Annotated in this window: 24 protein-coding genes; 17 read left to right on the forward strand and 7 right to left on the reverse strand. The window is 60.6% G+C overall.

Features of this window, described 5'->3' with window-relative positions; translation table 11 throughout:
• Nucleotides 1-23 precede the first annotated feature (23 nt).
• Nucleotides 24-986 (forward strand): AEC family transporter, encoded by a 963-nt coding sequence (locus tag LQK83_RS04220; protein WP_230836007.1) that lies wholly within the window; start codon nucleotides 24-26, stop codon nucleotides 984-986.
• On the opposite strand, the gene LQK83_RS04225 is transcribed toward LQK83_RS04220, so the two are convergent.
• Complete coding sequence (locus tag LQK83_RS04225; RefSeq protein WP_230836008.1) at nucleotides 954-2,165, reverse strand: UbiH/UbiF family hydroxylase; 1,212 nt, start codon at nucleotides 2,163-2,165, stop codon at nucleotides 954-956. The two genes, LQK83_RS04220 and LQK83_RS04225, sit on opposite strands and share 33 nt — an antisense overlap.
• Before the next feature lie 165 nt (nucleotides 2,166-2,330).
• On the opposite strand from LQK83_RS04225, the gene pcsA reads away from it, so the two are divergent.
• From pcsA to LQK83_RS04250, 5 genes are all read left to right on the forward strand, one after another.
• Nucleotides 2,331-3,062, forward strand: a complete 732-nt coding sequence (pcsA, locus tag LQK83_RS04230) for a phosphatidylcholine synthase (RefSeq protein WP_230836009.1) — start codon at nucleotides 2,331-2,333, stop codon at nucleotides 3,060-3,062.
• A 20-nt stretch (nucleotides 3,063-3,082) separates the two neighbouring features.
• Nucleotides 3,083-4,159, forward strand: a complete 1,077-nt coding sequence (locus LQK83_RS04235; RefSeq protein ID WP_230836010.1) for a BMP family ABC transporter substrate-binding protein — start codon at nucleotides 3,083-3,085, stop codon at nucleotides 4,157-4,159.
• Nucleotides 4,160-4,244: 85 nt separating this feature from the next.
• On the forward strand, nucleotides 4,245-5,609 hold the full coding sequence (glmU, locus tag LQK83_RS04240; protein WP_230836300.1) for a bifunctional UDP-N-acetylglucosamine diphosphorylase/glucosamine-1-phosphate N-acetyltransferase GlmU: 1,365 nt from the start codon (nucleotides 4,245-4,247) through the stop codon (nucleotides 5,607-5,609).
• A 104-nt stretch (nucleotides 5,610-5,713) separates the two neighbouring features.
• Entirely contained in the window at nucleotides 5,714-7,540 is a 1,827-nt protein-coding gene (glmS, locus tag LQK83_RS04245; RefSeq protein ID WP_230836011.1) for a glutamine--fructose-6-phosphate transaminase (isomerizing), read from the forward strand.
• Nucleotides 7,541-7,734: 194 nt separating this feature from the next.
• Entirely contained in the window at nucleotides 7,735-8,418 is a 684-nt protein-coding gene (locus tag LQK83_RS04250; protein ID WP_230836012.1) for a DUF502 domain-containing protein, read from the forward strand.
• A gap of 16 nt (nucleotides 8,419-8,434) precedes the next feature.
• Here the strand turns inward: LQK83_RS04250 and recG are convergent, their stop codons facing one another.
• Nucleotides 8,435-10,540, reverse strand: coding sequence for an ATP-dependent DNA helicase RecG (gene recG / locus LQK83_RS04255; protein WP_230836013.1), 2,106 nt, complete (start codon nucleotides 10,538-10,540; stop codon nucleotides 8,435-8,437).
• A 92-nt stretch (nucleotides 10,541-10,632) separates the two neighbouring features.
• Here recG and LQK83_RS04260 point away from each other — a divergent pair, with 92 nt between their 5' ends.
• Nucleotides 10,633-10,938, forward strand: coding sequence for an FAD assembly factor SdhE (locus LQK83_RS04260; protein WP_230836014.1), 306 nt, complete (start codon nucleotides 10,633-10,635; stop codon nucleotides 10,936-10,938).
• Nucleotides 10,939-10,969: 31 nt separating this feature from the next.
• Nucleotides 10,970-14,473, forward strand: coding sequence for a transcription-repair coupling factor (gene mfd / locus LQK83_RS04265; RefSeq protein WP_230836015.1), 3,504 nt, complete (start codon nucleotides 10,970-10,972; stop codon nucleotides 14,471-14,473).
• 84 nt (nucleotides 14,474-14,557) lie between these two features.
• Here the strand turns inward: mfd and LQK83_RS04270 are convergent, their stop codons facing one another.
• Together LQK83_RS04270 and LQK83_RS04275 are read right to left on the reverse strand one after the other, a co-directional pair.
• On the reverse strand, nucleotides 14,558-14,695 hold the full coding sequence (locus LQK83_RS04270; RefSeq protein ID WP_162718473.1) for a hypothetical protein: 138 nt from the start codon (nucleotides 14,693-14,695) through the stop codon (nucleotides 14,558-14,560).
• Between the two features lie 264 nt (nucleotides 14,696-14,959).
• On the reverse strand, nucleotides 14,960-15,097 hold the full coding sequence (locus LQK83_RS04275; protein WP_230836016.1) for a hypothetical protein: 138 nt from the start codon (nucleotides 15,095-15,097) through the stop codon (nucleotides 14,960-14,962).
• A 364-nt stretch (nucleotides 15,098-15,461) separates the two neighbouring features.
• On the opposite strand from LQK83_RS04275, the gene coaD reads away from it, so the two are divergent.
• The 5 genes from coaD (at nucleotide 15,462) to tgt (ending at nucleotide 19,471) form a co-directional block, all read left to right on the forward strand.
• A complete protein-coding gene (coaD, locus tag LQK83_RS04280) occupies nucleotides 15,462-15,959 on the forward strand; it encodes a pantetheine-phosphate adenylyltransferase (RefSeq protein ID WP_230836302.1) in 498 nt (165 codons plus the stop codon).
• 21 nt (nucleotides 15,960-15,980) lie between these two features.
• On the forward strand, nucleotides 15,981-16,550 hold the full coding sequence (locus tag LQK83_RS04285) for a peptidylprolyl isomerase (protein WP_230836017.1): 570 nt from the start codon (nucleotides 15,981-15,983) through the stop codon (nucleotides 16,548-16,550).
• A gap of 103 nt (nucleotides 16,551-16,653) precedes the next feature.
• Complete coding sequence (locus LQK83_RS04290; RefSeq protein ID WP_230836018.1) at nucleotides 16,654-17,163, forward strand: peptidylprolyl isomerase; 510 nt, start codon at nucleotides 16,654-16,656, stop codon at nucleotides 17,161-17,163.
• Between the two features lie 98 nt (nucleotides 17,164-17,261).
• Nucleotides 17,262-18,344 carry a tRNA preQ1(34) S-adenosylmethionine ribosyltransferase-isomerase QueA gene (gene queA / locus LQK83_RS04295; protein ID WP_230836019.1) on the forward strand — a complete coding sequence of 361 codons (1,083 nt, stop codon included), beginning with the start codon at nucleotides 17,262-17,264 and terminating at the stop codon, nucleotides 18,342-18,344.
• On the forward strand, nucleotides 18,341-19,471 hold the full coding sequence (gene tgt, locus LQK83_RS04300) for a tRNA guanosine(34) transglycosylase Tgt (protein ID WP_230836020.1): 1,131 nt from the start codon (nucleotides 18,341-18,343) through the stop codon (nucleotides 19,469-19,471). Before queA ends, tgt begins: the two co-directional genes overlap by 4 nt.
• Here the strand turns inward: tgt and LQK83_RS21815 are convergent.
• The gene (locus LQK83_RS21815) at nucleotides 19,352-19,636 is read right to left on the reverse strand and encodes a helix-turn-helix domain-containing protein (RefSeq protein ID WP_442966695.1); all 285 of its coding nucleotides are present in this window, start codon (nucleotides 19,634-19,636) and stop codon (nucleotides 19,352-19,354) included. The genes tgt and LQK83_RS21815 overlap by 120 nt on opposite strands.
• Nucleotides 19,637-19,863: 227 nt before the next feature.
• Between LQK83_RS21815 and hspQ the strand changes: the two genes are divergently transcribed.
• Nucleotides 19,864-20,193, forward strand: coding sequence for a heat shock protein HspQ (gene hspQ / locus LQK83_RS04305; protein WP_230836305.1), 330 nt, complete (start codon nucleotides 19,864-19,866; stop codon nucleotides 20,191-20,193).
• Nucleotides 20,194-20,293: 100 nt separating this feature from the next.
• On the opposite strand, the gene LQK83_RS04310 is transcribed toward hspQ, so the two are convergent.
• Nucleotides 20,294-20,932 (reverse strand): invasion associated locus B family protein, encoded by a 639-nt coding sequence (locus LQK83_RS04310; protein ID WP_442966696.1) that lies wholly within the window; start codon nucleotides 20,930-20,932, stop codon nucleotides 20,294-20,296.
• A gap of 288 nt (nucleotides 20,933-21,220) precedes the next feature.
• On the opposite strand from LQK83_RS04310, the gene LQK83_RS04315 reads away from it, so the two are divergent.
• The gene (locus LQK83_RS04315) at nucleotides 21,221-23,020 is read left to right on the forward strand and encodes an extracellular solute-binding protein (protein WP_230836308.1); all 1,800 of its coding nucleotides are present in this window, start codon (nucleotides 21,221-21,223) and stop codon (nucleotides 23,018-23,020) included.
• Between the two features lie 104 nt (nucleotides 23,021-23,124).
• On the forward strand, nucleotides 23,125-23,787 hold the full coding sequence (locus LQK83_RS04320; RefSeq protein WP_230836021.1) for a DsbA family oxidoreductase: 663 nt from the start codon (nucleotides 23,125-23,127) through the stop codon (nucleotides 23,785-23,787).
• Nucleotides 23,788-23,880: 93 nt separating this feature from the next.
• Here the strand turns inward: LQK83_RS04320 and LQK83_RS04325 are convergent, their stop codons facing one another.
• Nucleotides 23,881-24,075: a YqaE/Pmp3 family membrane protein gene (locus LQK83_RS04325; RefSeq protein ID WP_112627362.1), complete on the reverse strand. Its 195-nt coding sequence runs from the start codon at nucleotides 24,073-24,075 to the stop codon at nucleotides 23,881-23,883.
• Nucleotides 24,076-24,305: 230 nt separating this feature from the next.
• Here LQK83_RS04325 and LQK83_RS04330 point away from each other — a divergent pair, with 230 nt between their 5' ends.
• On the forward strand, nucleotides 24,306-25,037 hold the full coding sequence (locus LQK83_RS04330; RefSeq protein ID WP_230836022.1) for an EF-hand domain-containing protein: 732 nt from the start codon (nucleotides 24,306-24,308) through the stop codon (nucleotides 25,035-25,037).
• Nucleotides 25,038-25,050: the final 13 nt, after the last annotated feature.

Here is a 25,050-nt window from a genome sequence, read left to right on the forward strand (position 1 = left end):
GGAAACAGTCACGGGGGCAGGACATGGCGGACGTTACCGGACTTGTGCTGCCATTCTTCGGGCTGATCCTGATCGGCTATTTGGTGGCGAAGTGCAAGCCCATGCCGGCCGAGGCGCTGGGCTGGCTCAATGTCTTTATCGTCTATGTTTCACTGCCGGCGCTTTTCTTCAAGCTGATCTCGAGAACACCGGTCGAGCAGCTGACGCGCTTCGATTTCATCGTCACGGATATTGGGACGACCTACGCGGTCTTCGTGGTGATCTTTGCGATCGGCTGGCTGGGCCGCGATTCGAGCGTGCCGGAGGCGACGGTTCAGGGGCTGGCGGCCGCCTATGGCAATATCGGCTACATGGGGCCGGGGCTTGCGCTTCTCGCCTTTGGCGAGCGGGCGGCAGTTCCGGTCGCGCTGATCTTCTGCTTTGAAAACATGCTGCATTTCATCGTCGCGCCGGCGCTCATTTCGCTCGGCGGAAAGGGACAGCGGTCAGCCCGGCTCGTGGCACAGGACGTGCTGCTCCGGATCGTGCTGCATCCTTTCATCATCGCAACAGCCATCGGTTTCGTCGCTGCGGCTATGCATTTTCAGCCGCCGATACCGCTTGGCAGGCTGATTGACTATCTTGCACAGGCAGCCGCCCCGTGCGCGCTCTTTGCCATGGGGGTCACGTTGGCGCTGCGTCCCTTGAAGCGGATCCCGGCAGAAATCGTCTATATCGTCCCTGCAAAGTTGATCGTGTTGCCGACGCTCATGTATCTGAGCCTCAGTGCCGCGGGCAACTTCGATCATGTCTGGATACAGACGGCTGTCCTGCTTGCTGCATTGCCGACCGCGACCAATGTCTTCGTGATCGGCCAGCAATATGACGTATGGCAGGAAAAAGCCTCAGCAACCGTGCTGATCACGACGCTCTTTTCCGTGCTGACCGTGTCGGTCCTGCTGTATCTGATGCGATCAGGCACGCTTCCGGGCGATCTTTTCCCGTAGGCCCGACGATAGGCCTTGAAGCCCCCGGCCCGGCGCGACCCCTTCCTGCATGACGAGATTGCGTAATGGCGGCAACAGGTCGAGCAGGTGGAGCCCTGCGGCGCGCACCAGCTGCACGGGCAGAAAATTGGACAAAAGCGAGCGGTTGAGCAGATCAACGCTCGCTGTGCGGCTGAGCACGTCGGGCCGGCGATTGCGGTCAAAGGCGTCACCCACAGGCTTGGGGCCTTCATGATCGCGCTTCATGCCGAGAAGATCGCAGAGCGCGATGATGTCGCGCAGGCTCAGATTCAGTCCCTGCGCGCCGATCGGCGGGAAAGCGTGGGACGCCTCGCCGATGAGCGCCAGACGGCCCTTTCCGAAGCGATCGGCCGTCATGCCGGAAAGCGGCCAGGCCTGCGGGTTTCCTTCCAGCGTCACCTTGCCGAGCATCGACTGCATGCGCGTTTCGATGCGGCGGCTGATCTCCTCATGAGACAATGCCAGAAACGCCTCGGCTTCCGCCGGTGCCTGCACCCAGACAAGGCTGGAGTGCTGTCCGGGCAGGGGAACCTGCGTGAAGGGGCCCGTCGGCGTATGGAATTCGGTCGAGACATTGCCATGCGGGATCGTGTGGGCAAAGTTCAGCACCACGGCCGTCTGCGGATAGGACCAGCGACGGACAGTGATGCCAGCGGCCTCGCGGAGAAGGGATTTGCGCCCATCGGCTGCGGCAACGAAACCCGCCACGATGGTTCGTCCATCCTCCAGACTGATGACGACGCAATCATCCCGGACGTCTGCACCGGCGATACGGCCCTCGATGGACTCGATCCTGTCATTGTCGGCAATGATCTTGCCAAGCACGTTCAGCGCGGCGGAATTGGGGAAATTGTAGCCAAAGGCTTCGAGACCGATTTCAGAGGCCCGGAAGGGAACGGTCGGCGCGCGGAAAAGCCTGCCCGTGCCGTCAATGATCTGCATCGTCTTCAGGCCGGCGGCATGACCGGACAGGGCGCCCCAGACGCCGAGGCCTTCGAGAAAGGCGATGGACTGATCCATCAGCGCCGTGGTTCTGCCGTCCTGGCTCTCGCCGGCGGGGCCGATGATTGCGACGGAGTAACCCAGTCTGGCCAGTGCGATTGCCGCGATGCGTCCGGCGAGGCCATTGCCGGCGACGGCGATGTCAAAGCGTTCCATGGTCATAAGCCTTCAGATTTCATAGATTGCCCAAATATATAGAGGGCCAGCCGCATCGCTGCCATGCTTTTTGCGAAGACTGGAAACTTATTTTCCGCGACATCTTGTATCGTCCTCGTGATTTAGGACAATGCAGACGTTGCTTGAGGTGGAAACGGCGAATCAATGAAAATCTTCAATTACCGGCGCGTCCCCTACGCGGAAATCCGCGCCTTCTCCGTTCACATCCTGACGGCCTCCGGGTCGTTTCTCGCGTTCCTCGGGGTTGTCGCCGCTGCCGAACATCGCTTTGTCGACATGTTCTGGTGGCTCGGTCTTGCGCTTGCCGTTGACGGCATTGATGGACCGATCGCACGGAAAGTGCGCGTGAAGGAAGTGCTGCCGAACTGGTCGGGCGATACACTCGATAATGTGATCGACTATGTCACCTATGTTCTGCTTCCGGCCTTTGCGCTTTATCAGAGCCATATGATCGGTGTGCCGTGGTCCTTTGTGGCCGCCGGCCTGATCGTGGTGTCGAGCGCCATCTACTACGCCGACATGGGCATGAAGACGGAGGAAAACTTCTTTTCCGGCTTCCCGGTCGTCTGGAACATGGTCGTCTTCACGCTTTTCGTCATCAAGGCGAGCGAGATCACGGCATTTGCGGTTGTTGCGGTGTCGGTCTTCCTGACATTCCTGCCGATCAACTTCCTTCACCCGGTTCGCGTCAAGCGCCTGCGCCCCCTGAACCTCACTGTCTTTGCGATCTGGTCTGTGCTGAGCGTCGCCGCGCTGCTCCTGCATTTCGAATCGCCGCAATGGCTGGTCTGGGGTGTGGTGATCAGCGGGCTTTATCTTTACGTCATCGGGGCGGTCTTGCAGGCCTTCCCGTCGCTCGGACGGACGGATGACTGATGGGAAACAGGGGCTTATCGATGAGCTTGTTTGCAAAAGCCGGCGCGACGGCGGCGCTTTTCCTGTCGGTGAGCATGGCCCAGGCGGCCGACAAGCCGAAGATCTGCTTCGTCTATCCCGGCCCTAGAACCGATGGCGGCTGGTCGCAGGCCCAGGAGCGCGGCCGGCTGGAGGTCGAGCGACAGTTCGGCGATCGCGTCGAGACGAGCTTTAGCGAGAACGTGCCCGAGAGCGCTGCCGCTCTGCCGGTCTTCGACAAGCTGGCCGCGTCGGGCTGCAACATGATCTTCGCCACCGCGTTCGGCTATATGGACGCGGTTCTGGCCGCCGCCGGCAAGTATCCTGCGGTTCGCTTCGAGCATCTTGGCGGCTTCAAGACCACGCGCAACGTCGCCGTCTACAATGCGCGTTTCTATGAAGGACGCTATCTGACGGGGCGAATCGCGGCGAAGATGTCGAAGTCGGGGCAGGCGGCCTATATCGCCCCCTTTCCCATCCCTGAAGTGATGCAGGGGATCAATGCGTTCGAGCTTGGGGCGCAATCGATCGATCCGCGGTTCAAGACAAAGGTTTACTGGACCGGAAGCTGGTTCGCCCCGGAGAAGGAAGCCAAGGCCGCGCGTGACGCTGCAGCGGACGGCATCGACATTATCACCCAGCAAACGGATTCGACCGCGCCCATGCAGGTGGCCGAGACCAGCAATCTGCGCGCTTTCGGCTATGGCAACGACCTGAGCCGCATCGGTCAGCTCGCGCAGCTGACGGCAATCGTCTACAACTGGGGTGCCTATGACACCGCCCGCGTGAAGGCCTATCTCGACGGAAGTTGGGCCGGTGAGGTAAATTGGGAAGGGCTCTCCTCCGGAATCTTCACCATGGCGCCTTACCGCAACATGCCGGCCGATATTCTCAAGTTCGCCCAGTCGAGCGAGCAGAAGATTGCAAGCGGCGTGCTGAGGCCCTTCCATGGACCGGTGCGCACCCAGGCGAGCAAGACCTGGCTGAAGAAGAACGAAAACGCGCCCGACAGCGTTCTACTGTCGATGGATTTTCTTGTTCTTGGCGTCGTCGGGGAGATCCCGAAGACCGCGCAATAAGCCGCATCTGCTGCGGATTTTGCAATCGGGGACGAGTCTGCTAGAGCGGGCAGCATACACGTTACCCCCGGAGCCCATGATCGCCATGACCCGCACCTGCCTCGCCGTTGTTCTCGCCGCTGGCGAAAGCACCCGCATGAAATCCTCGTTGAGCAAGGTCCTGCATCCCATCGGCGGTTTGCCGATGATCGGCCATGTCACCGCCAATCTGAAAGCCGCCGGCATTGCCGATGTGGCTCTGGTCGTCGGGCGGGACGCGGCGAGGGTGGAGGCTGCCGCCGCACAGGACGGCGTTTCCGTTGAAAGCCATGTTCAAACGGAGCGACTTGGAACCGGCCATGCCGTGCTTGCCGCCACAACGGCAATTGCGCGCGGTTATGATGACGTCGTCGTCGTCTTTGGCGATACGCCGCTGGTCGAGCCTGACACGTTGAGCCGAGCGCGCGCCGGCCTGACAGAAGGCTATGATGTTGTCGTCATCGGCTTCGAGGCCGCGGACCCCACGGGCTACGGCAGGCTGCTGACCAAGGACGGGGAGCTGCTGGCAATCCGCGAGCATAAGGATGCCAGCGAGGAAGAGCGCAAGGTTACGCTGTGCAATGGCGGCATGATGGCTATCAACGGCCGTCGTGCGCTGGAACTGCTGGGCAAGATCGGCAATACCAATGCCAAGGGCGAATATTACCTGACCGACATCGTCGAGGTCGCCCGTGCCCATGGCGGCAAGGCCATGGCGATCGTGGCCCCCGAGGACGAACTCGCCGGCTGCAACACACGGGCTGAACTGGCCGAGCTCGAAGCACTCTGGCAGAAGCGCCGCCGCCTCGAGATCATGCTGTCCGGCGTGACCATGATTGCCCCGGAAACAGTCTTTCTGTCGCATGATACCGTGATAGGACAGGATGCGCTGATCGAGCCGAATGTCGTTTTCGGCCCGGGCGTCACGGTGGAGGGCGGTGCGGTCGTCCACGCCTTCAGCCATCTTGAGGGCGCCCATGTGTCGGCGGGTGCCACGGTCGGTCCGTTTGCGCGGTTGCGTCCGGGTGCCAATCTGGGCCCGGATTCCAAGGTCGGCAATTTCTGCGAGGTCAAGAAGGGCGAGATCGGCAAGGGCGCAAAGGTCAATCATCTGACCTATATCGGTGATGCGACCGTGGGCGCCGGCGCCAATATCGGCGCCGGGACGATCACCTGCAATTATGACGGCGTGAACAAGCATCAAACCGAGATCGGCGAAAACGCCTTTATCGGCTCGAACTCGTCTCTGGTCGCGCCCGTCAGAGTCGGCAATGGGGCCTATGTGGCCTCCGGCAGCGTCATCACATCCGATGTCCCTGACGATGCGCTGGCGCTCGGCCGCGCGCGGCAGGAAACGAAACCGGGCAGGGCGAAGCTGATCCGTGAACGCATTCAGGCCATTCGCGCGGCGCTCAAGGCCGCAAAGGGCTGATTTATATTAACATGCGTTTCCGAAAGTGACCTGCTGGCCGATTGCACATTTGGCCGAATCCGCTAGGAAATCGCCTCGATATCAATTGCTGGAGTTTGCAGCGCATGTGCGGAATTGTCGGAATTGTCGGTCGCGAACCCGTTGCGGGGCGCCTTGTCGAAGCGCTGAAGCGCCTCGAATATCGCGGCTATGATTCCGCAGGCGTCGCCACGATCGATCACGGCAAGCTCGACCGCCGCCGCGCCGAAGGCAAACTCTTCAATCTGGAAAAGGTGCTCGACGAGAACCCGCTTTCCGGCAATATCGGCATCGCCCACACCCGCTGGGCCACGCATGGCGCGCCTACGGTGGGCAATGCCCATCCACATTTCGTCGGTAATGTCGCTATCGTTCATAACGGCATCATCGAGAACTTTGCCGAACTCAAGGAAGAGCTGATCGCCGGCGGTGCGGTCTTCGCATCGCAGACGGATACGGAAGTCGTCGCGCAGCTCGTGGCCCGTGAAATCGCCTCCGGAAAGCCGAAGCGCGCTGCCGTTCAGTCCGTTCTGAAGCGGCTGCAGGGCGCGTATGCGCTGGCGCTTATCTTCGCTGACGAGGCCGACACGATCATGGCGGCCCGCTCGGGTCCGCCGCTCGCCGTCGGTTATGGCAAGGGCGAAATGTACATGGGCTCGGACGCCATTGCGCTGTCGCCCTTCACCAACCAGATTTCCTATCTGCAGGACGGCGACTGGGCGATCCTGAGCAAGAATGGCGTCGAAATCATGGACTTCGACGGCAACCCCGTAGAGCGCCCGAAGCAGATTTCGGCAGCGACGGCTTATGTCGTCGACAAAGGCAATCACCGCCACTTCATGGAAAAGGAAATCTACGAGCAGCCGGAAGTCATTTCCCATGCGCTCGGCAACTATATCGATTTCGGCACGGCCAAGGTACGTGACGTGACGGGCGCGATCGATTTCTCAGGGATCGACCGACTGGCAATTTCGGCTTGTGGCACGGCCTATCTGGCCGGCCTCGTCTCCAAATACTGGTTCGAACGGCTGGCGCGTCTGCCGGTCGAAATCGATGTGGCCTCCGAATTCCGCTATCGCGAAATGCCGCTGTCGAAGACTGGCGCGGCCCTGTTCATCTCGCAGTCCGGCGAGACGGCCGACACGCTCGCCTCGCTGCGCTATTGCAAGCAGGAAGGCCTGAAGATCGGCGCGGTCGTGAATGTGAAGGAATCCACAATCGCCCGCGAATCCGACGCCGTTTTCCCGATCATGGCCGGGCCCGAGATCGGCGTTGCCTCGACCAAGGCCTTCACCTGCCAGCTGACGGCGCTTGCCGCGCTCGCCATCGGTGCGGCGCGCGCGCGCGGAACGATGACCGAGGCGGAAGAGGTCGCAGCCGTCCGCCACCTCATCGAGATGCCGCGCGTCATGAGCGCGGTGCTGAACTCCATCCAGCCGCAGATCGAAACGCTTGCCCGTGACCTGTCGAAATGCCGCGACGTGCTCTATCTCGGCCGTGGCACCAGCTATCCGCTGGCGTTGGAAGGCGCGCTGAAGCTCAAGGAAATCTCCTATATCCATGCCGAAGGTTATGCTGCAGGCGAATTGAAGCACGGACCGATCGCACTGATCGACGAGGACATGCCGGTCATTGTCATTGCTCCGCATGACCGCTTCTTCGAAAAGACGGTGTCGAACATGCAGGAAGTCGCGGCGCGCGGCGGCCGGATCGTGTTCATCACCGACGCGAAGGGCGCGGCCGCTTCCACGCTGGAGACCGTGGCGACCATCGTGCTTCCGGAGGTCGACGAGATCATCTCTCCGATGATCTATTCGCTCCCCGTCCAGCTGATTGCCTACCACACGGCCGTCTTCATGGGCACCGATGTGGATCAGCCGCGGAACCTTGCCAAGTCGGTCACGGTCGAGTGACCTTCTTCGGCGCAGGGGCGACCCTGCGCCGAGTAGCCGGTCGGCCGCGTCCAGGGCCGCACGGGCCTGTAATCGACAAGCCTGAAAATCGTCAAGACCGCGCTTGCCACGCCGCTACGGCTTGGGGCATTCTTTTGCAATGCGGTATGATTTGCCGTCAATGATCCAGCATTCTGAAAGGCTTGCGACGCGCAATGTCCGAAGCTCCGAAACGCGAATTCCTCGCGACCCGCATCAGAAACAACTTCCTGACCGGACTGATCATCTGCGCACCGCTCGCCATTACCATCTGGCTCACATGGTCCTTCGTGCAATGGGCGGATAGCTGGGTCAACCCCTACATCCCGGCGCGTTACAACCCCGAACAGTTCCTGCCTTTCGCCATTCCGGGCTTCGGTCTTCTGGTTGCGATGATCTTCATCACGCTGGTCGGATTTCTGGCCAAGAACCTGATCGGCCGGTCCATCGTCCGCTTCGGCGAGTCCATCCTGCACCGGATGCCGCTGGTTCGGACCCTTTACAAGAGCCTGAAGCAGATCTTCGAGACCGTGCTCAACGAGCACTCGACCTCGTTCCGAAAGGTTGGCCTGGTGGAGTTTCCGTCACCCGGCATGTGGACCATGGGCTTCATTTCGTCCGACGTGAAAGGCGAGATCGCCTTTCGCCTTTCCGAGGCGGGGGAGGAAATTGTCACCGTGTTCATTCCGCCGACCCCTGTGCCGACGGCAGGCTTCCTGCTCTTCGTGCCGAAGTCGAAGATACGCATGCTGGATATGAGCGTCGAGGATGCAACCAAATTCCTGATTTCCGGCGGTCTGGTGACGCCGGATTATGTTCTGGAGCAGAGCGCCGAGACGCCCAGCAAGGCAACCGCCTGAGCCAGCGTCGGGAAGTTCATCCCGCGCGCAGGAAGCGGATCGCCTCATCGCGCCGGTGGAAATAGAGCAGTTCCCGAATGCGGTCGCCGCGTTCGCCTTCGAGGTTCGGGTCCTTGGTCAGGATATAGGCCGCGTCCTTGCGCGCCATCTCGAGCAGATCGCCATGGGCCTCAAGGCTAGCCAGATGGAAGCCGGGCGTGCCGGACTGGCGGGTGCCGAGAAGCTCGCCTTCGCCACGCAGCTTCAGGTCTTCCTCGGCAATCAGGAAGCCGTCCTCTGTCTCCCGCATGATGTTGAGCCGGGCGCGACCGTTCTCACTCAGCGGCCCCTTGTAGAGGAGCAGGCAGGTCGAGGCCTCGTCGCCACGGCCGACACGGCCGCGCAACTGATGCAGCTGGGCGAGGCCGAAGCGTTCGGCATGTTCGATGACCATGATCGTCGCGTCCGGGACATCGACGCCGACCTCGATGACGGTGGTGGCAACGAGAAGGCGGGTCTGGCCGCTCTTGAAGAGCGCCATGGCTTCGTCCTTCTCCGCGGCCGTCATGCGGCCATGGACGAGGCCGATGCGCTGGCCAAGCGCCTTGGTCAGAACCGCGTGCCGCTCCTCCGCCGACATGAGATCGGAAACATCGGACTCCTCCACCAACGGGCAGATCCAGTAGGCCTTTTTTCCCTCAGCGGTGGCAGCACGCAGCCGCTCGACGATATCACTCAGGCGCTCCATGGGAATGACCGCGGTCTGGATCGGCTTGCGGCCTGCCGGCTTTTCGGTGAGCTTGGAGACATCCATGTCGCCGAAAGCCGCGAGCACGAGCGTACGCGGGATCGGCGTCGCCGTCATCACCAGCATATGCGGTGACAGCCCCTTGGCTGTGAGGCGCAGCCGTTGATGCACCCCGAAGCGATGCTGCTCATCAACGACGGCCAGCAGGAGATTTGCATAGTTCACGTTATCCTGAAACAGCGCATGCGTGCCGATCACGATCTTCGCTTCTCCGCTTTCGATCCTTTCCAGCGCCTCCCGACGCTCTGCCGCCTTCATCTTGCCCGTCAGGAGAATAACGGAAATATCTGTATTCAAAGTATATTTCTGTATCGTTTCAAGATGTTGCCGCGCCAGAATTTCGGTCGGCGCCATCAGCACGGCCTGACCGCCGGCCTCGACCGCCGCCGCCATCGCCATGAGCGCCACAGCCGTCTTGCCCGAGCCGACATCACCCTGCAAAAGCCTGAGCATCCGCTGGTCGCCGGCCATGTCTTCCAGCACGGCTTTAACGGCGGACTCCTGGCTTCCCGTGAGCGAGAAGGGCATGGCGCGGCGGATCCGCAAGGAAAGTTCACCCGTTGCATGAACCGGAATGCCGGCCGCCTTGCGCAGCCTTTGGCGAACCAGCGCCAGCGAGATCTGCCCGGCGAGAAATTCGTCATAGGCGAGCCTGCGGCGAGCTGGCGCCTGCAAGTCGAGGTCGGCGGCGTCGCGCGGATGGTGGAGACGCTCGAAGCTCTCCTTGACCGAGGGAAAGCTGTGTTTGGCGGTCAGCGAGGCATCGAGCCATTCGGGGAGATCGGGCAGGCGCTCGACGGCCGCCTCGATTGTCTTGCGAAGCGCCTTGGGCGACAAGCCCGCGGTCATCGGGTAGACCGGCTCGACCAGCGGCAGCTTGTCAATGTCTTCGACCGTCGCTGCATAATCGGGATGGACCATGGAAGGGCGGCCATTGAACCAGTTAACCTTGCCAGAGACGATGACATCCTGGCCAACGGGCAGGGCTTTCTCCAACCAATTACCCTTGGTCCGGAAATAGGTGAGCGCCAGTTCGCCCGTGTCGTCATGGATGAAAACGCGGTAGGGGGCGGAGGCGTTGCCGCGCGGCGGTGGCTGGTGGCGGTCGACGAAACCCTTGATCGTGACGATGGCGCCTTCAGGAGCAAGCGCAATGCCCGGCTGGTTACGCCGGTCAATCAGTGAAGACGGAACATGAAGAATGATGTCCAAGACCCTGGAATCGTAGATATTTTCGCGATCCAGAAGCTTCGCATAAAGCTCTCCGGTGCGCGGCCCTATGCCGGGCAGCGTGGACAGTGGCGCAAAAAGCGGATCGAGGATTGCGGGTCTCATGGTCCGAACCATGCCCTTCAAATTCGCGTAAATGCAAGGCTGACAAGGCGATTTCCAAGGACTATAGAGACGGCCACACAGAGGAACGAAGCATGACCGGTACCACACGTTCGAGCGCCGACATCTCGCCGCGCCGCAAGCGCATTCTCTTTCGCGCCTGGCATCGCGGCATCCGCGAGATGGACCTGATCCTCGGCCAGTTCGCCGATGACCATATCGCGACGCTGTCGGAAGAGGAACTCGACGAACTCGAACGCATTATGGCGGAAGAGGATGCGGACCTTGTGAAGTACATCACCGGCGAAAAACCGGTGCCGGCGGTCTATCAGACGCCGCTCTTCGAGCGCATCGCCTCCTACCGCCCCGACTTCGATCCGATTCTGAAGCCGCAATCCTGATCTTGTTGATTCCATTAAACGAGCAAGCCCCATGACATCTCCGCTGGACGTGAAAAAGCTTCTGGCCGCAGACGGCCCGGCTGCCATCGCCGCCGTGCCGCCCGGCATGGAGGCCATGATCCTCGCCGACATGGCGCGCTCGGGTGCTGCCATTGCCTATCTCGTCTCGGACGGTCAGCGGCTGGCCGATCTCACGCAATTGCTCTCCTTCTTCGCGCCGGACATTCCGGTGCTGACGCTGCCCGGGTGGGACTGCTTACCCTATGACCGCGTGTCGCCGGGTGCGGATGTCGCAGCCGAGCGGCTTTCGACGCTGGCGGCATTGGCACGTCATGCCAAGCAGCCGCATGCCGCGATCCTGCTGGCCACCGCCAATGCGGTATTGCAGAAGGTGCCGCCGCGCGAGGTCATCGAGGCGCTGGCCTTTTCGGCGCGTCCCGGCCAGGTCATCCGCATGGAAGACATTGCCGCCCGTCTCGAGCGCAACGGCTTCGAGCGCGTGTCGACGGTACGGGAGGTCGGCGAATTCGCCGTGCGCGGCGGCATTCTCGATGTCTATGTGCCAGGCGAGGCGGAGCCGGTGCGGCTCGACTTTTTCGGCGATACGCTGGAAACGATCCGGCATTTCGACCCGGCAAGCCAGCGCACGACGGGGCAGGCGCGCTCACTCGACCTCAATCCGATGAGCGAAGTGACGCTGACACCTGAAACGATCAGCCGATTCCGCACCAACTACCTTTCGATGTTTGGTGCTGCGACGCGCGACGACGCCCTTTATCAGGCGGTCTCCGAAGGCCGCCGCTATGCAGGCATGGAGCACTGGCTGCCGCTCTATTACGAAGAGCTGGACACCGTTTTCGACCAGATCGAAAACTTCCGCATCGTCACCGACCATACGCTGGAGGAGGCCGCGCGCGAGCGTTCCAATCTCATTGAAGACTATTACGAAGCGCGCAAGGCCGCCGGCGAACCGGGCAAGGGCAAGACGGCGCAATCCGCGCCCTACAAGCCCGTGCCGCCGGAACGGCTTTATCTGAATGCTGACCGCCTGTCGCAAATGCTCGCCGCGCGCGGCGCGATCCGCATCACGCCCTTTGCTGAAGACGAGCTTGCCGGCCGCAGGGTCATGTCGCCCGATGCGCGGCCCGGTCCGCGCTGGGCCAAGGCGCAAGGGACGGAGGAGACGGGCGAGCGCGTCAATGTCTTCGAACTCGCCGTCAAGCACATCGCCGACAAGCGCGCGGCGGGGCGTAAGGTCGTCATCGCTGGTTGGTCGGAAGGCTCGCTCGATCGCCTGCTGCAGGTCTTGGGCGAACATGGTCTTGCGCGCATCAAGCCGATCAAGGCCTTTTCGGAGCTGAAGACGCTCGACAAGGGCGAGGCGGCTGCAGCCGTTCTCTCGCTGGAAAGCGGCTTCGAAGCAGCCGATGTCATTATCGTCGGCGAACAGGACATTCTCGGCGACCGCATGGTGCGCCGGGCCAAGCGCCGCAAGCGCGGAGCGGACTATATTTCGGAAGTCGCGGGGCTGGACGAGGGTGCCATCGTCGTTCACGCCGAACACGGCATTGGCCGCTTTGTGGGCCTGCGCACCATCGAGGCAGCCGGCGCGCCGCATGCCTGCCTCGAGCTGCAATATGCCGAGGGCGCGAAACTCTTCCTGCCGGTCGAAAACATCGATCTTCTCTCCCGGTTCGGCGGCGAAGGGACGGAAGTGCCGCTCGACAAGCTCGGCGGGGTCGCCTGGCAGGCGCGCAAGGCCAAGCTCAAGAAGCGCCTGCTGGATATGGCCGGCCATCTCATCCGCATCGCCGCCGAGCGGCTGACACGGCATGCCACGGTGCTGGCCGCGCCCGATGGCGTCTATGACGAATTCGCCGCCCGCTTCCCGTATGATGAAACCGACGATCAGCTGACGGCGATCGAATCCGTGCGCGAGGACCTCGGAGCCGGCAAGCCGATGGACCGCCTTGTCTGCGGTGACGTCGGCTTCGGCAAGACGGAAGTGGCACTGCGCGCCGCCTTCATTGCGGCGATGAACGGCGTTCAGGTTGCCGTCGTCGTGCCGACGACGCTTCTTGCCCGCCAGCATTACAAGACGTTTGTTGAGCGCTTCCGGGGCTTGCCAATCCGCATCAACCAGGCCTCGCGTCTCGTCACGTCGAAGGAACTGGCGCTGACGAAAGAAGAACTGGCGAGCGGCAAGACCGATATCGTGGTCGGCACCCATGCGCTGCTCGGTAGCGGCATCAAGTTCGCCAATCTCGGCCTTTTGATCATCGATGAAGAGCAGCATTTCGGGGTCAAGCACAAGGAGCGCCTGAAGGAGCTGAAGTCGGACATCCATGTGCTGACGCTCTCCGCCACGCCGATCCCGCGCACCATGCAGCTCGCCATGACCGGCGTGCGCGAACTTTCGCTCATCACCACACCGCCGGTCGACCGCATGGCCGTGCGTACCTTCATCTCGCCCTTTGACGGTCTCGTCATCCGCGAGACGCTCATGCGCGAGCATTATCGCGGCGGCCAGAGCTTCTATGTCTGCCCGCGTCTTTCCGACCTGTCGGAAATCCACGAATTCCTGACCGAAAACGTCCCGGAATTGAAGGTTGCCGTGGCCCACGGCCAGATGGCAGCCGGCGAGCTGGAGGACGTGATGAACGCCTTCTATGACGGCCAGTATGATGTGCTGCTTTCGACCACGATCGTTGAATCCGGCCTCGACGTGCCCACTGCCAACACGATGATCGTGCATCGCGCCGACATGTTCGGTCTCGCCCAGCTTTATCAGCTGCGCGGCCGCGTCGGTCGCTCAAAGGTGCGGGCCTTTGCGCTCTTCACTCTGCCGGTCAACAAGGTGCTCACGCAGACGGCAGAACGTCGTCTCAAGGTCCTGCAATCACTCGACACGCTGGGCGCCGGCTTCCAGCTGGCCAGCCACGACCTCGACATTCGCGGGGCGGGCAATCTCTTGGGCGAGGAACAATCCGGCCATATCAAGGAAGTGGGCTTCGAGCTTTACCAGCAGATGCTGGAAGAGGCCGTCGCCGAAGTGAAGGGGATCGACGAGATTGCCGATACCGGCTGGTCGCCGCAGATTTCGGTCGGAGCCTCTGTTATGATCCCGGAAGACTATGTCCCGGACCTGCATCTCCGCCTCGGCCTTTACCGCCGCCTCGGCGAACTCTCCGAACCGTCGGAGATCGACGCCTTCGGTGCGGAACTCATAGACCGCTTCGGTCCGCTCCCTATGGAAGTCCAGCATTTGCTCAAGGTCGTCTATATCAAGGGTCTTTGCCGGGTTGCCAATGTCGAGAAGCTCGATGCGGGGCCGAAGGGCGTCGTCATCCAGTTCCGCAACAAGGAATTCCCGAACCCTGCAGCGCTTGTCGGCTATATCGCCAAGCAGGGCTCGATGGCAAAGATCCGTCAGGACCAGAGCGTCTTCCTCATGCGAGACCTGCCGCAGCCGGAGCGCCGACTGGTTGCTGCCGCGCAGATCATGACCCAGCTCGCGGGCTTCGCGAAGGGTTGAGCCCCGCCTCGCTGCAACGCAGAAAAAACCGGATGGTCAGGGGAACCATCCGGTTAAAAGACTGGGGTCACTCAACTTTCAAACTTACTTTGCAGCGCCGGCAGCGAACTTCATGTTGCGCGCGCTGATGCGGCGGACGTTGCGCTGTTCGCCAATGATAGCGATCGTCGCGATCAGTCCTACGGGAACGATAACGGAAAGGATCATGTGAACTGCAAACATTTCGTCACCTCTTTGTCTGGGCGCCAAACGGTTGATACCAGCGCCATTGGTGACAGTTTTATTGCATCGCAACTGAAACCAGCTTGAACAGCTCGTTCATCTGGCGTTCAGAATTGTTCAGGATCGAAGATTTTCCTTTCACGCACTACGAAAAAGTCCCGACCTGATACCGGACCACAGCCGCCAAAACATTCAAAAAAGAAAAGCCGGATGGGGCAGGGAACCCATCCGGCTTCATCACTCAGGCTGGAGGCCTTCGAAAAATCAGAACACGGGGCGATTATACCCGTTTTGCGCGTCTTTGCTGCTCACATCTTCGTTACGCATTGCAACAAAGGTTGCAGCGAAGGACGCTGTGAACATGGCGGCGATCAATCCGGCGAGGGCAGACATGATGAGCATTTCAATTCTCCTTCAGGTTCCGGTCCGGTTTATCGAACGGTTCGCCGGGTTGACGCAGTTACAAAATTGACCAGCCTCTCTTTCAATTCTGTCCCGAAATGGCTTTCGAGAAGTAGTTCAAGTCCAAGAGCGGCGAGTGCTGCGCCTATCATCAACACGGCAAGCATTTCCAAATCCTCAACGCCGGAGCTTCAAATTGGTTCCTTGATCCGGCATGGTTGACAGATTATGAGGTCTCGGCTGAAACGTTCTTGAATGGCGCATTCACACGCTGTTCATGTTCTGGAAGACGCGTATGCCGGCCATTTTGCTTGCAGCCGAAGTGCATCCGTGACAAAAGGCGGCGAACAGCCTTGGGACCATGATGACCGTCGCCTTCTATCCAGGTTCATTCGATCCGATGACCAATGGTCATCTCGATGTACTTCTGCAGTCGCTCAACCTGTGTGAGCGGGTGATCGTCGGCATCGGTATTCACCCTGGCAAGGCACCTCTCTTTACCTTCGAGGAACGGTCAGACCTGATCCGCGGTTCCGTTATGGCGGCACTGCCGGCGGCGGAGGGGCGTATCGAGGTTATCTCGTTTGCCAATCTTGCGGTCGATGCGGCACGCCAGGCAGGCGCTTCGGTGCTGATCCGTGGTCTGCGCGACGGGACCGATCTCGATTATGAAATGCAGATGGCCGGCATGAACAGCCAGATGGCGCCCGACATCCAGACGGTGTTCGTGCCCGCAGGCGCCACTTCGCGGCCCATTACCGCCACATTGGTGCGGCAGATCGCCCTGATGGGCGGCGATGTCAGCGCCTTCGTTCCTGCCGCCGTCCTCAAGGCGCTGACCGCCAAGACGGCGCGCAGCTGATTTTCACGTCACGGAGCATCCATGAAACTGTCTCACATCCTCGCCGCCGGCCTCGTTTCGATCGCCGCCTTCTCGGCCTCGGTCGCACGCGCTGCCGATGAATATCTGACGCTGCAGCTCAAGGATGGCCCGGTTGTCATCAAGCTCATGCCAGATGTCGCCCCCAACAGCGTCAAGCGCCTGGAAGATCTGGCCAAGAAGGGCGAGTATGACGGCGTCGTCTTCCACCGCGTGATCGATGGCTTCATGGCTCAGACGGGTGACGTGAAGTTCGGCAATTCAACGAAGGGCTATCAGCCGAAGATGGCCGGCATGGGCGGTTCCAGCCTACCTGACCTGAAGGCTGAATTTTCCAAGGTGCCGTTCGAGCGCGGCACGGTCGGCATGGCCCGTTCGCAGAACCCGGATTCCGCCAATTCGCAGTTCTTCATCATGTTCGCCCCGGGCTCTTTCCTGAACGGCCAGTATACGGTCGTCGGCAAGGTCGTTTCCGGCATGGAAGCCGTCGACAAGATCAAGCGCGGCGAGGGCAGCAATGGCGAAGTCAGCAATCCCGACAAGATCATCAAGGCAACGGTTGGCAAGCCCTAAGGCATAACGCGCTGTCGTGCGCCGCAGTTTGCAGCCACGACAGGTGCAGATGCATCAACGCTGAACCGACCACCACAACACATCAGACTGAAGGAGAGACCCCATGGCCGAGATCAAGGATCCGGAAAACACCATCGTCATGGAAACGACCAAGGGTAAGGTCGTGATCCAGCTTCTGCCGGATCTGGCCCCCGGCCATGTCGCACGCATCAAGGAACTGGCCCGCGAAGGCGCCTATGACGGCGTCGTCTTCCATCGCGTCATCGAAGATTTCATGGCCCAGACCGGCGACGTGAAGTTCGGCAAGACCGGCGGCAAGGATTTCAACCCGGCCCGTGCCGGCATGGGCGGCTCCGAAAAGCCGGACCTGAAGGCCGAATTCTCCAACATGAGCCACGTGCGCGGCACCTGCTCCATGGCCCGTTCGCAGAACCCGAACTCCGCCAATTCGCAGTTCTTCATCTGCTTCACCGACGCTCCGTGGCTGAACCGCCAGTACTCGGTCTGGGGCCAGGTCATCGAAGGCATGGACAATATTGATAAGATCGAACGCGGCGAGCCGGTTCGCAATCCCGACACCATTGTGTCGATGAAGGTTGCTGCAGACGCCTGATCGCCTCCGGCGACATCAAATTGGCGCCCCGGTCTTTGCTGCCGGGGCGTTTTCATGTTTAAGGGCCTCCGTAAGATGCCCGAAAATTCATAAAGACCATGCGTGTAGACCTGTTCGACTTCGACCTGCCTGAGGAAAACATTGCGCTGCGACCAGCCGATCCGCGCGACAGTGCGCGCATGCTTGTTGTCAACGCAGATGCAGATCCGGTCCTCTGCGACAAGGGTGTGCTTGACCTGCCGGATTTGCTCCAGCCCGGCGATGCGCTGGTCTTTAACGACACCAAGGTGATCCCGGCGCAGCTCGAAGGTTTCCGGACACGCGAAGGCGGCGAGGGGGCGAGCATTTCCGTCACGCTCCACATGCGCGTCGATGGGGCTCGCTGGAAGGCCTTCGCCCGCCCGGCCAAACGTCTGAAGCGCGGCGACCGTATCCAGTTTGGCCATGCCGGCAAGACCTGCATGCTCGGCACGCTCGACGCGACCGTCGAGGCGCGCGATGAGGCGGAAGTAACGCTTCTCTTCGATCTCTCCGGCCCGGCGCTAGACGAGGCTATCTTCTCTGCCGGCCATATTCCGCTGCCGCCCTATATCGCCGCCAAGCGCGCGGAAGACGAGAAGGACAAGACCGACTACCAGACGATCTATGCCCGCGAGAACGGCGCGGTCGCCGCCCCCACCGCGGGCCTGCATTTCACGCCCCGTCTTTTCGACGCGCTTGAAAAGCGCGGTATCGAACGGCATTTCGTGACGCTGCATGTGGGGGCGGGCACTTTCCTGCCGGTCAAGGCCGACGACACCGCCGACCACAAGATGCATGAGGAGCGCGGTACTGTCAGTGCTGAGACCGCAGCGGCTCTGAATGCCGTGCGGGCGAGGGGCGGCCGCATCGTCTCGGTCGGCACGACATCACTGCGCCTTCTCGAAAGTGCCGCCCGCGAGGATGGCGTCATCGAGGCGTGGTCCGGCGCGACAGATATCTTCATCACGCCCGGCTACCGCTTCCGCGCCATCGATGCGCTGATGACCAATTTCCACCTGCCGAAATCGACGCTCTTCATGCTCGTCTCCGCCTTTGCCGGTTTCGAGACCATGCATGCGGCCTATGAATACGCGATCGAAAACGGCTACCGCTTCTATTCCTACGGGGATTCGAGCCTGCTTTTCAGGAATAGCAAATGAGCCAAGCCTTTCAATTCCAGCTCAAGAACACCGACGGCAAGGCGCGCCTTGGCCAGATTTCGATGCCGCGCGGCGAAATCCGCACGCCGGCCTTCATGCCGGTCGGCACGGTCGGCACGGTCAAGGCCATGTATCTCGACCAGGTCCGTGATCTGGGCGCCGACATCATACTCGGCAATACCTATCACCTGATGCTGCGGCCCGGCGCCGAGCGAGTCGCCCGCCTCGGGGGCCTGCACAATCTCATCCGCTGGGAAAAGCCGATCCTCACTGACAGCGGCGGCTTCCAGGTCATGTCGCTTTCCGGCCTGCGCAAGCTCGACGAGCAGGGCGTGACCTTCAAGAGCCATGTTGACGGCTCGCTGCACCACATGTCGCCGGAACGCTCGATCGAAATTCAGGGCCTGCTCGACAGCGATATCCAGATGCAGCTCGACGAATGCGTGGCGCTGCCTGCCGAGCGCAAGGAAATCGAGCGCGCCATGGAAATGTCAATACGCTGGGCCGAGCGCTGCAAGGTTGCCTTCGGCGACCAGCCCGGCAAGGCGATGTTCGGGATCGTGCAAGGCGGCGACCAGCCGGACCTGCGCATCCGCTCGGCCGAAGCGCTGAAGGCGCTCGACCTCAAGGGCTACGCCATCGGCGGACTTGCCGTCGGTGAGCCGCAGGCGGTCATGCTACAGATGCTCGAAACGACGCTGCCGGTGCTGCCGTCCGAGAAGCCGCGCTATCTGATGGGCGTCGGCACGCCGGAAGATATCCTGAAATCGGTGGCTGTCGGCGTCGACATGTTCGACTGCGTCATGCCGACCCGCTCCGGTCGCCACGGCCTCGCTTTCACGCGGCGCGGCAAGGTAAACATCCGCAACGCTCGCCATGCAGAAGATCTGCGCCCGCTGGATGAGGCGTCGTCCTGCCCGGCCTCGCGCGACTATTCCCGCGCCTATCTCCACCATCTCGTGCGCTCCAACGAGGCGCTAGGCGGCATGCTGCTCTCGTGGCACAATCTAGCCTATTATCAGGAGCTCATGCAGGGCATTCGCGCCGCAATTGCCGAGAACCGCTTCACCGACTTCTATGCGGAAACGATGGAAAACTGGGCGAGGGGTGACATCGACCCGGCTTAAACGCTGCGACCGGCGCATGGCCGCCTGTCCGTTCGCGGTGCTCGCTGGTATGATCCAGCGGCGTCCAAGCCGCTCAGCGATCTCCGTAGCGCTCATTTTCATCAACCGCCAGCGTTCGATCTGACGCCTATAGGCAAGGGTGAGGTGACTGTATCGGGTCTTCATTCAGGATGTCCTTTCCATCTTCAACATCCTGCCACACTTCAAAAGTCGCACTTCGGTATAGCGCGTACCCCCACGCCATATATAAATCAGATAAGATAGATTATGGAACAAACTCATTGGACTGATGCAAAAGACGCTTCAGAAACCCTTCGCGGCATGCCGCAGACACCGGACCTCTTGCACTTTGCGAGATTTGCACCAAATATTCCTATGAAAGGAATATGACAGTGAAACAAGGTATCGCGAAATATCAGATTGGGCAGGTCGTGCGCCACCGGATCTTTCCCTTCCGGGGCGTGATCTTTGATGTCGATCCGGAATATGCCAACACGGAGGAATGGTGGAACTCCATCCCTGCCGAGGTTCGTCCTACCCGTGAGCAGCCGTTCTATCATCTGCTCGCGGAAAACGATGAGACAGAATATGTCGCGTATGTTTCGGAGCAGAACCTCGTGCCGGATGACAGCGGAACACCGCTGAGGCATCCGCAGATCACCCAGATCTTCGAGGCCGCTGATCCGGGTCGTTACAGACCGAAAGCGATCGTTGCCCATTAAGATGCGCCGACGACAGGTTTGGTGTGTCAGCTTTCGAGTCCGACAAACAAAAAAGCCCGGAATGTGAATTCCGGGCTTTCTGATATTATTCTGGCGAAGCTTACTTCGGGTTCTGCGTCGCAGCCTTCTGGGCGTCTTCCAGCTTCTTGCGGCGGGCTTCAGCTTCCTTCAGCGTCTTTTCCTGCAGCGCACGCTGGGTTTCTTCAAGCTTCGACTGCTCGACCGGTGCGCCGTCGAAGGACGTACCGAAGCCTTCAAGCGAAATCTTGATCGGGTTGGGAGCGCGCTGGAAGTTGATCGAGGTGAAGACGACTTCGTTGCCCTTCTTCAGCGCGGCAATCAGGCCGTCGGTCAGCGGAGCTTCCGCTATGCACTTGTCGGGCATGCAGACGGCGTAATCGAGCTTCTGGCCCTTGCCGCCGTCGATCTGCATCAGGATACCCGGTGCGATGGCGCGGGCGGACGGAACCGAAACCTGAATCAGCTTGCGGTTTACCTTGCCGGATACGGTGATGAGACCGACAGCCGTCAGAAGCTGGCCATTGGCCGCCTGCTGCAGGTTCTGAACGATGCAGACGTCATTGTCTTCCTGCTTGGTGCAGACCTTGAACCAGCCCTGCGGAAGCGCCGGCGGTGCGCCTTCTGGAGCGGCGTCCTGCGCGTTTACGGCAGTGCCTGCAACAAGCATGGACAGGCCACCAATGGCAGCAACGGCGAACTTCTTCAGAGAAATAGTCATTCGGTTTTGGTCTCCCGGTGTCATCGTTCCACAAGCCCGGGCGCCGCGCGCCCCGCTCGCTAAAATCTTGTCGCGGTGTCTGTGTGCCAAATGAGGCATTTGAATGACCCGCGCAGTTTCACTTCCTGTTACAGAAGTGAATACCGTTTTTCCAGCCCCGCAATCCGATTTTTACGCCCGTTGAACAGTGCGAGCCGCGTTTTGGACCCATTGCGTGATAACCTCGCCGGCGAATCGTCGATTTTCTGGAAGGGCCTGTATTTGAGATTGCTGCTTGCCTTCACTGCTATGCTTTTCACGGGCGCGGGTATTCTGACCGGCGCAAGCGGACGTGCGGAGCCGGTGCACGGGCTGGCCATGCATGGAAGCCCCGCCCTGCCCGCCGACTTCGATCACCTGCCCTATGCCGATCCGAAGGCCCCGGACGGCGGCTCGATCACCTATGGGGTCGTCGGCACCTTCGACAGCCTCAATCCCTTCGTGCTGAAGGGCATGCGCACGACGGCGCGTGGCCTTTGGGATCCGCAATTCGGCAATCTCGTCTTCGAATCGCTCATGATGCGATCGGCCGACGAGCCCTTCACCCTTTACGGACTGCTGGCCAAATCGATCGAGATGGATGCAGACCGGACCTTCATGCAGTTCAATCTTGATTCGCGCGCCCGCTGGTCCGATGGCAAGCCAGTCACCGCGGACGACGTCATCTTCAGCTTCGAGCTTTTGCGCGACCATGGCCGCCCGCCCTTCTCCAATCGCCTGAAGAAGGTCGAAAAAATGGAGAAGGTTGGCGATAACAGCGTCCGCTTCACCTTTACCAAGGATGCCGACCGCGAGTTCCCGCTGCTGCTGGCGATGTCGCCGATCCTGCCGAAACATCTGATTGATCCCAAGACATTCGAGCAGAGCGGTCTGGCGCCGATGATCGGCTCCGGTCCCTATGTCATCGACACCGTGAAGCCCGGCGAGAAGATCGTCTACAAGCGCAATCCCGATTACTGGGGCAAGAATATTCCCGCCATGCGCGGCCTTGCGAATTACGACCGTGTGACCGTCAATTACTACCTTCAGGACCAGACGCTTTTCGAGGCGTTCAAGAAGGGCGATGTGGATCTCTACGCCGACGGCAGTCCGACTCACTGGCGCGATTCCTACAATTTCCCGGCCGTCCGCAATGGGGAGATCGTGCGCGAGGAATTCAAGCCGAAGCTGCCATCCGGCATGTTCGGATTCGTCTTCAATACGCGGCGGCCACTGTTTCAGGATCAGCGCGTTCGCGAGGCGCTCACGCTCGCCTTCGATTTCGAATGGGTCGACCGCAATCTCTTCGGCGAGGTGTATGACCGCACGGAGAGCTTCTGGCAGAACTCCGACCTGTCGAGCTATGGCCGGCCTGCAAGTCCGCAGGAGCTTGCTCTGATCGGTGACATGAAAAAGGCCATGGAGCCGGCCTTTATAGACGGAAGTTACAAGCTTCCCGTCACGGACGGATCGGGCCGCGACCGGAAGGTTCTGCGCCACGCCGTCGATCTTTTGAAGGCTGCCGGTTACACCATCCGGAATGGCAGCATGGTGGATGTCCATGGCCGTCAGCTCGCCTTCGAGATCATGACGCAGAACCCGGATCAGGAAAAGATTGCCCTCGCCTATCAGCGTTTTTTGACCGCCCTTGGGGTGGATGCCGCCGTCCGCACTGTCGATGACAGCTCCTATCAGCAGCGCAGCCAATCCTTCGACTATGATGTGATTCTCAAGTCCTTCCCCTCCTCGCTCTCGCCCGGGATCGAACAGGTCGGCCGCTGGGGCTCGCAAAGCCGGGACATCAAGGGTACCGATAGTTTCGCAGGTGTGGCCGATCCCGGCATCGACCGCATCCTTAATGCGATCGTCAGCGCTCGCGGACAGGAGGATTTCGTCACGGCCGTCCGCGCGCTCGACCGTGTACTGATGTCGCGCTACTACGTGGTGCCGCTCTACCACATCGCCCAGCAATGGGTGGCGCATCGCAAGAACCTGATGCACCCGCCGGTGACGCCGCTCTATGGCTACTCGCTGCCCACCTGGTGGGATGGCACCGCCCAGGCGCAATAAAATCCAAACTTGAAACAGACTGTTTCCTCGTTTTTGTACATTTTGGGATGAAAAGCCGCTATAGGCTCTGTCGAAACCCCTTCAAATCCAAAAGGATCGCCGTCTTGAGAACCGTTTCCATCGATATCGTCTCCGACGTTGTTTGTCCGTGGTGTTATCTCGGCAAGGCGCGGCTGGAGCAGGCCCTTGCCATGACCGCAGGTCAGGCCGATGTCGCGATCACATGGCGGCCCTATCGTCTGAACCCGGATATTCCGGCGGAAGGCATCGACCATCAGGCATGGCTCGCCTCCAAATTTGGCGGCAAGGATAAGGTCGACAGCGCGCATGCGCAGATCGCCCAATACGGCAAGGAAGCCGGGATCGAGTATGATTTCGACGCGATCAAGGTCGGTCCGAACACGCTTGATGCGCACCGCGTGCTCCACTGGGCCCTGCAGCACGGCCGCGACATCCAGAACAAGGTCGCGGACCTGCTCTTCAAGGCGAATTTCACGCAAGGCCGCAATGTTGGCGACCATAAGGTGCTCGTCGAAATCGCTCGCGAAGCCGGCATGGATGGGGACGTGATCGCCAGGTTGCTCGAAGGCGATGCCGACAAGGACACCGTACTCGGCGAGATCGATGCCGCGCAGAAAATGGGCGTGACCGGCGTACCCTTCTTCATCCTCGACGGCAAGTATGGGGTTTCCGGTGCGCAGATGCCGGAAACGCTGGCGGGGGCGATTTTGCAATTGTCGAATGATGAGAGTGGCGAGGAAGGCTGATCGGAGACTTCGCCTCTTATGCATTCAAAGGCCGGTGCTCAACCGGCCTTTTTCGTGTCAGCGTCTCGTGACGCTTCATTCGCGTCTCAAAGATTAGCCTCGCTGACCCAGCGCCTTTTCGATCTTCTTGTCCGTATTGTACTGACCGAGCGCATAAACCGCCCAGATCGCGGCCGGCAGCCAGCCGATCAGCGTGATTTGCAGGATCAGGCAGATGATGCCTGCGATGGGTCTGCCGATGGTGAAGAAGGTGAGCCAGGGGAGGATCAGGGCAATCAGCAGGCGCATGTCATTCCTTTCGGTTCAATCGACAGACTTTATCTGGTGAGCCGCACAATGAATGGCAATAGTCGCACTTCATCAAACGGACGCCCGCACCCCTTCCCTGCGCGGTGCTGGCCGAAGACTGGGAAGGGCGCTTTTGGCCGCTTTGAAACTCAAGAGCATTTTCCACACCGGCTTCATCATTCTTCAATCACAGCGTGTTCTTGTCTCGCCTGAACTTTAGCAGAGAAGGAATGATTGAAATGCTTCGCGTGCTCTTGCTCACCGCATCCGTTCTGACCATCCAGAACGCCCCCTCGCCCTCCACCGGCGGCAACTCCCCATCGGCGGAACCTTGGTTGATCCGCATGATAGCAAGCCAGCGCGGCGGGAACCTTGTTGAGGTGAAGCAGCGTATGGCGAGCATTTTCACCGGGGTTTCCGGTGGGCAGGATTCCATAGACCGCCAGTTTTTCGAGAGGCGAGATGCCTTGGCGCGAGCCGAAATGCGGGCCCAGTTTGTCTCGGGCTTGCTCCGCAAAGACGTCGATGGCGATGGCCAGATCACCAAAAGCGATCTCGATATTTTCTACGCTGCAAGCGCAAATTCGCCCCTGCGCTCCAACACCGGAATTTCCATCTCCCCGACCAAGGAACAGGCCGCAGAGATTCTGGAGAAAGCTGAAGCGGCCGATTTCGCATATGACGGCGATGGGAACGGCAAGATCACGTTGACGGAAATCCTCGCTGCGGCGGCTTCGAAGAGCGGCACTTCGAGCTTCTCGCCTTCGGGCGGGCTCATTCCCGCGGACCGTCTCGAAACCTTGGACGCCGATGGCGACAAATCGGTCTCCAAGGCCGAATTTCTCATGGCCGTTGAAAAGGCCTATCGATGGATCGATCGGAACGGCGACGGCGTACTCTCGCCTGAAGAGATCAGAGACGCCACATTGGTCGACCCCAGGGGGCCCCTGCCAACCCGGTAATCATTGTCGCTTG

Origin of the sequence: Rhizobium sp. C1, from assembly GCF_021026335.1 — a bacterium.
In the GTDB taxonomy this organism is placed as follows: Bacteria; Pseudomonadota; Alphaproteobacteria; order Rhizobiales; family Rhizobiaceae; genus Ensifer_A.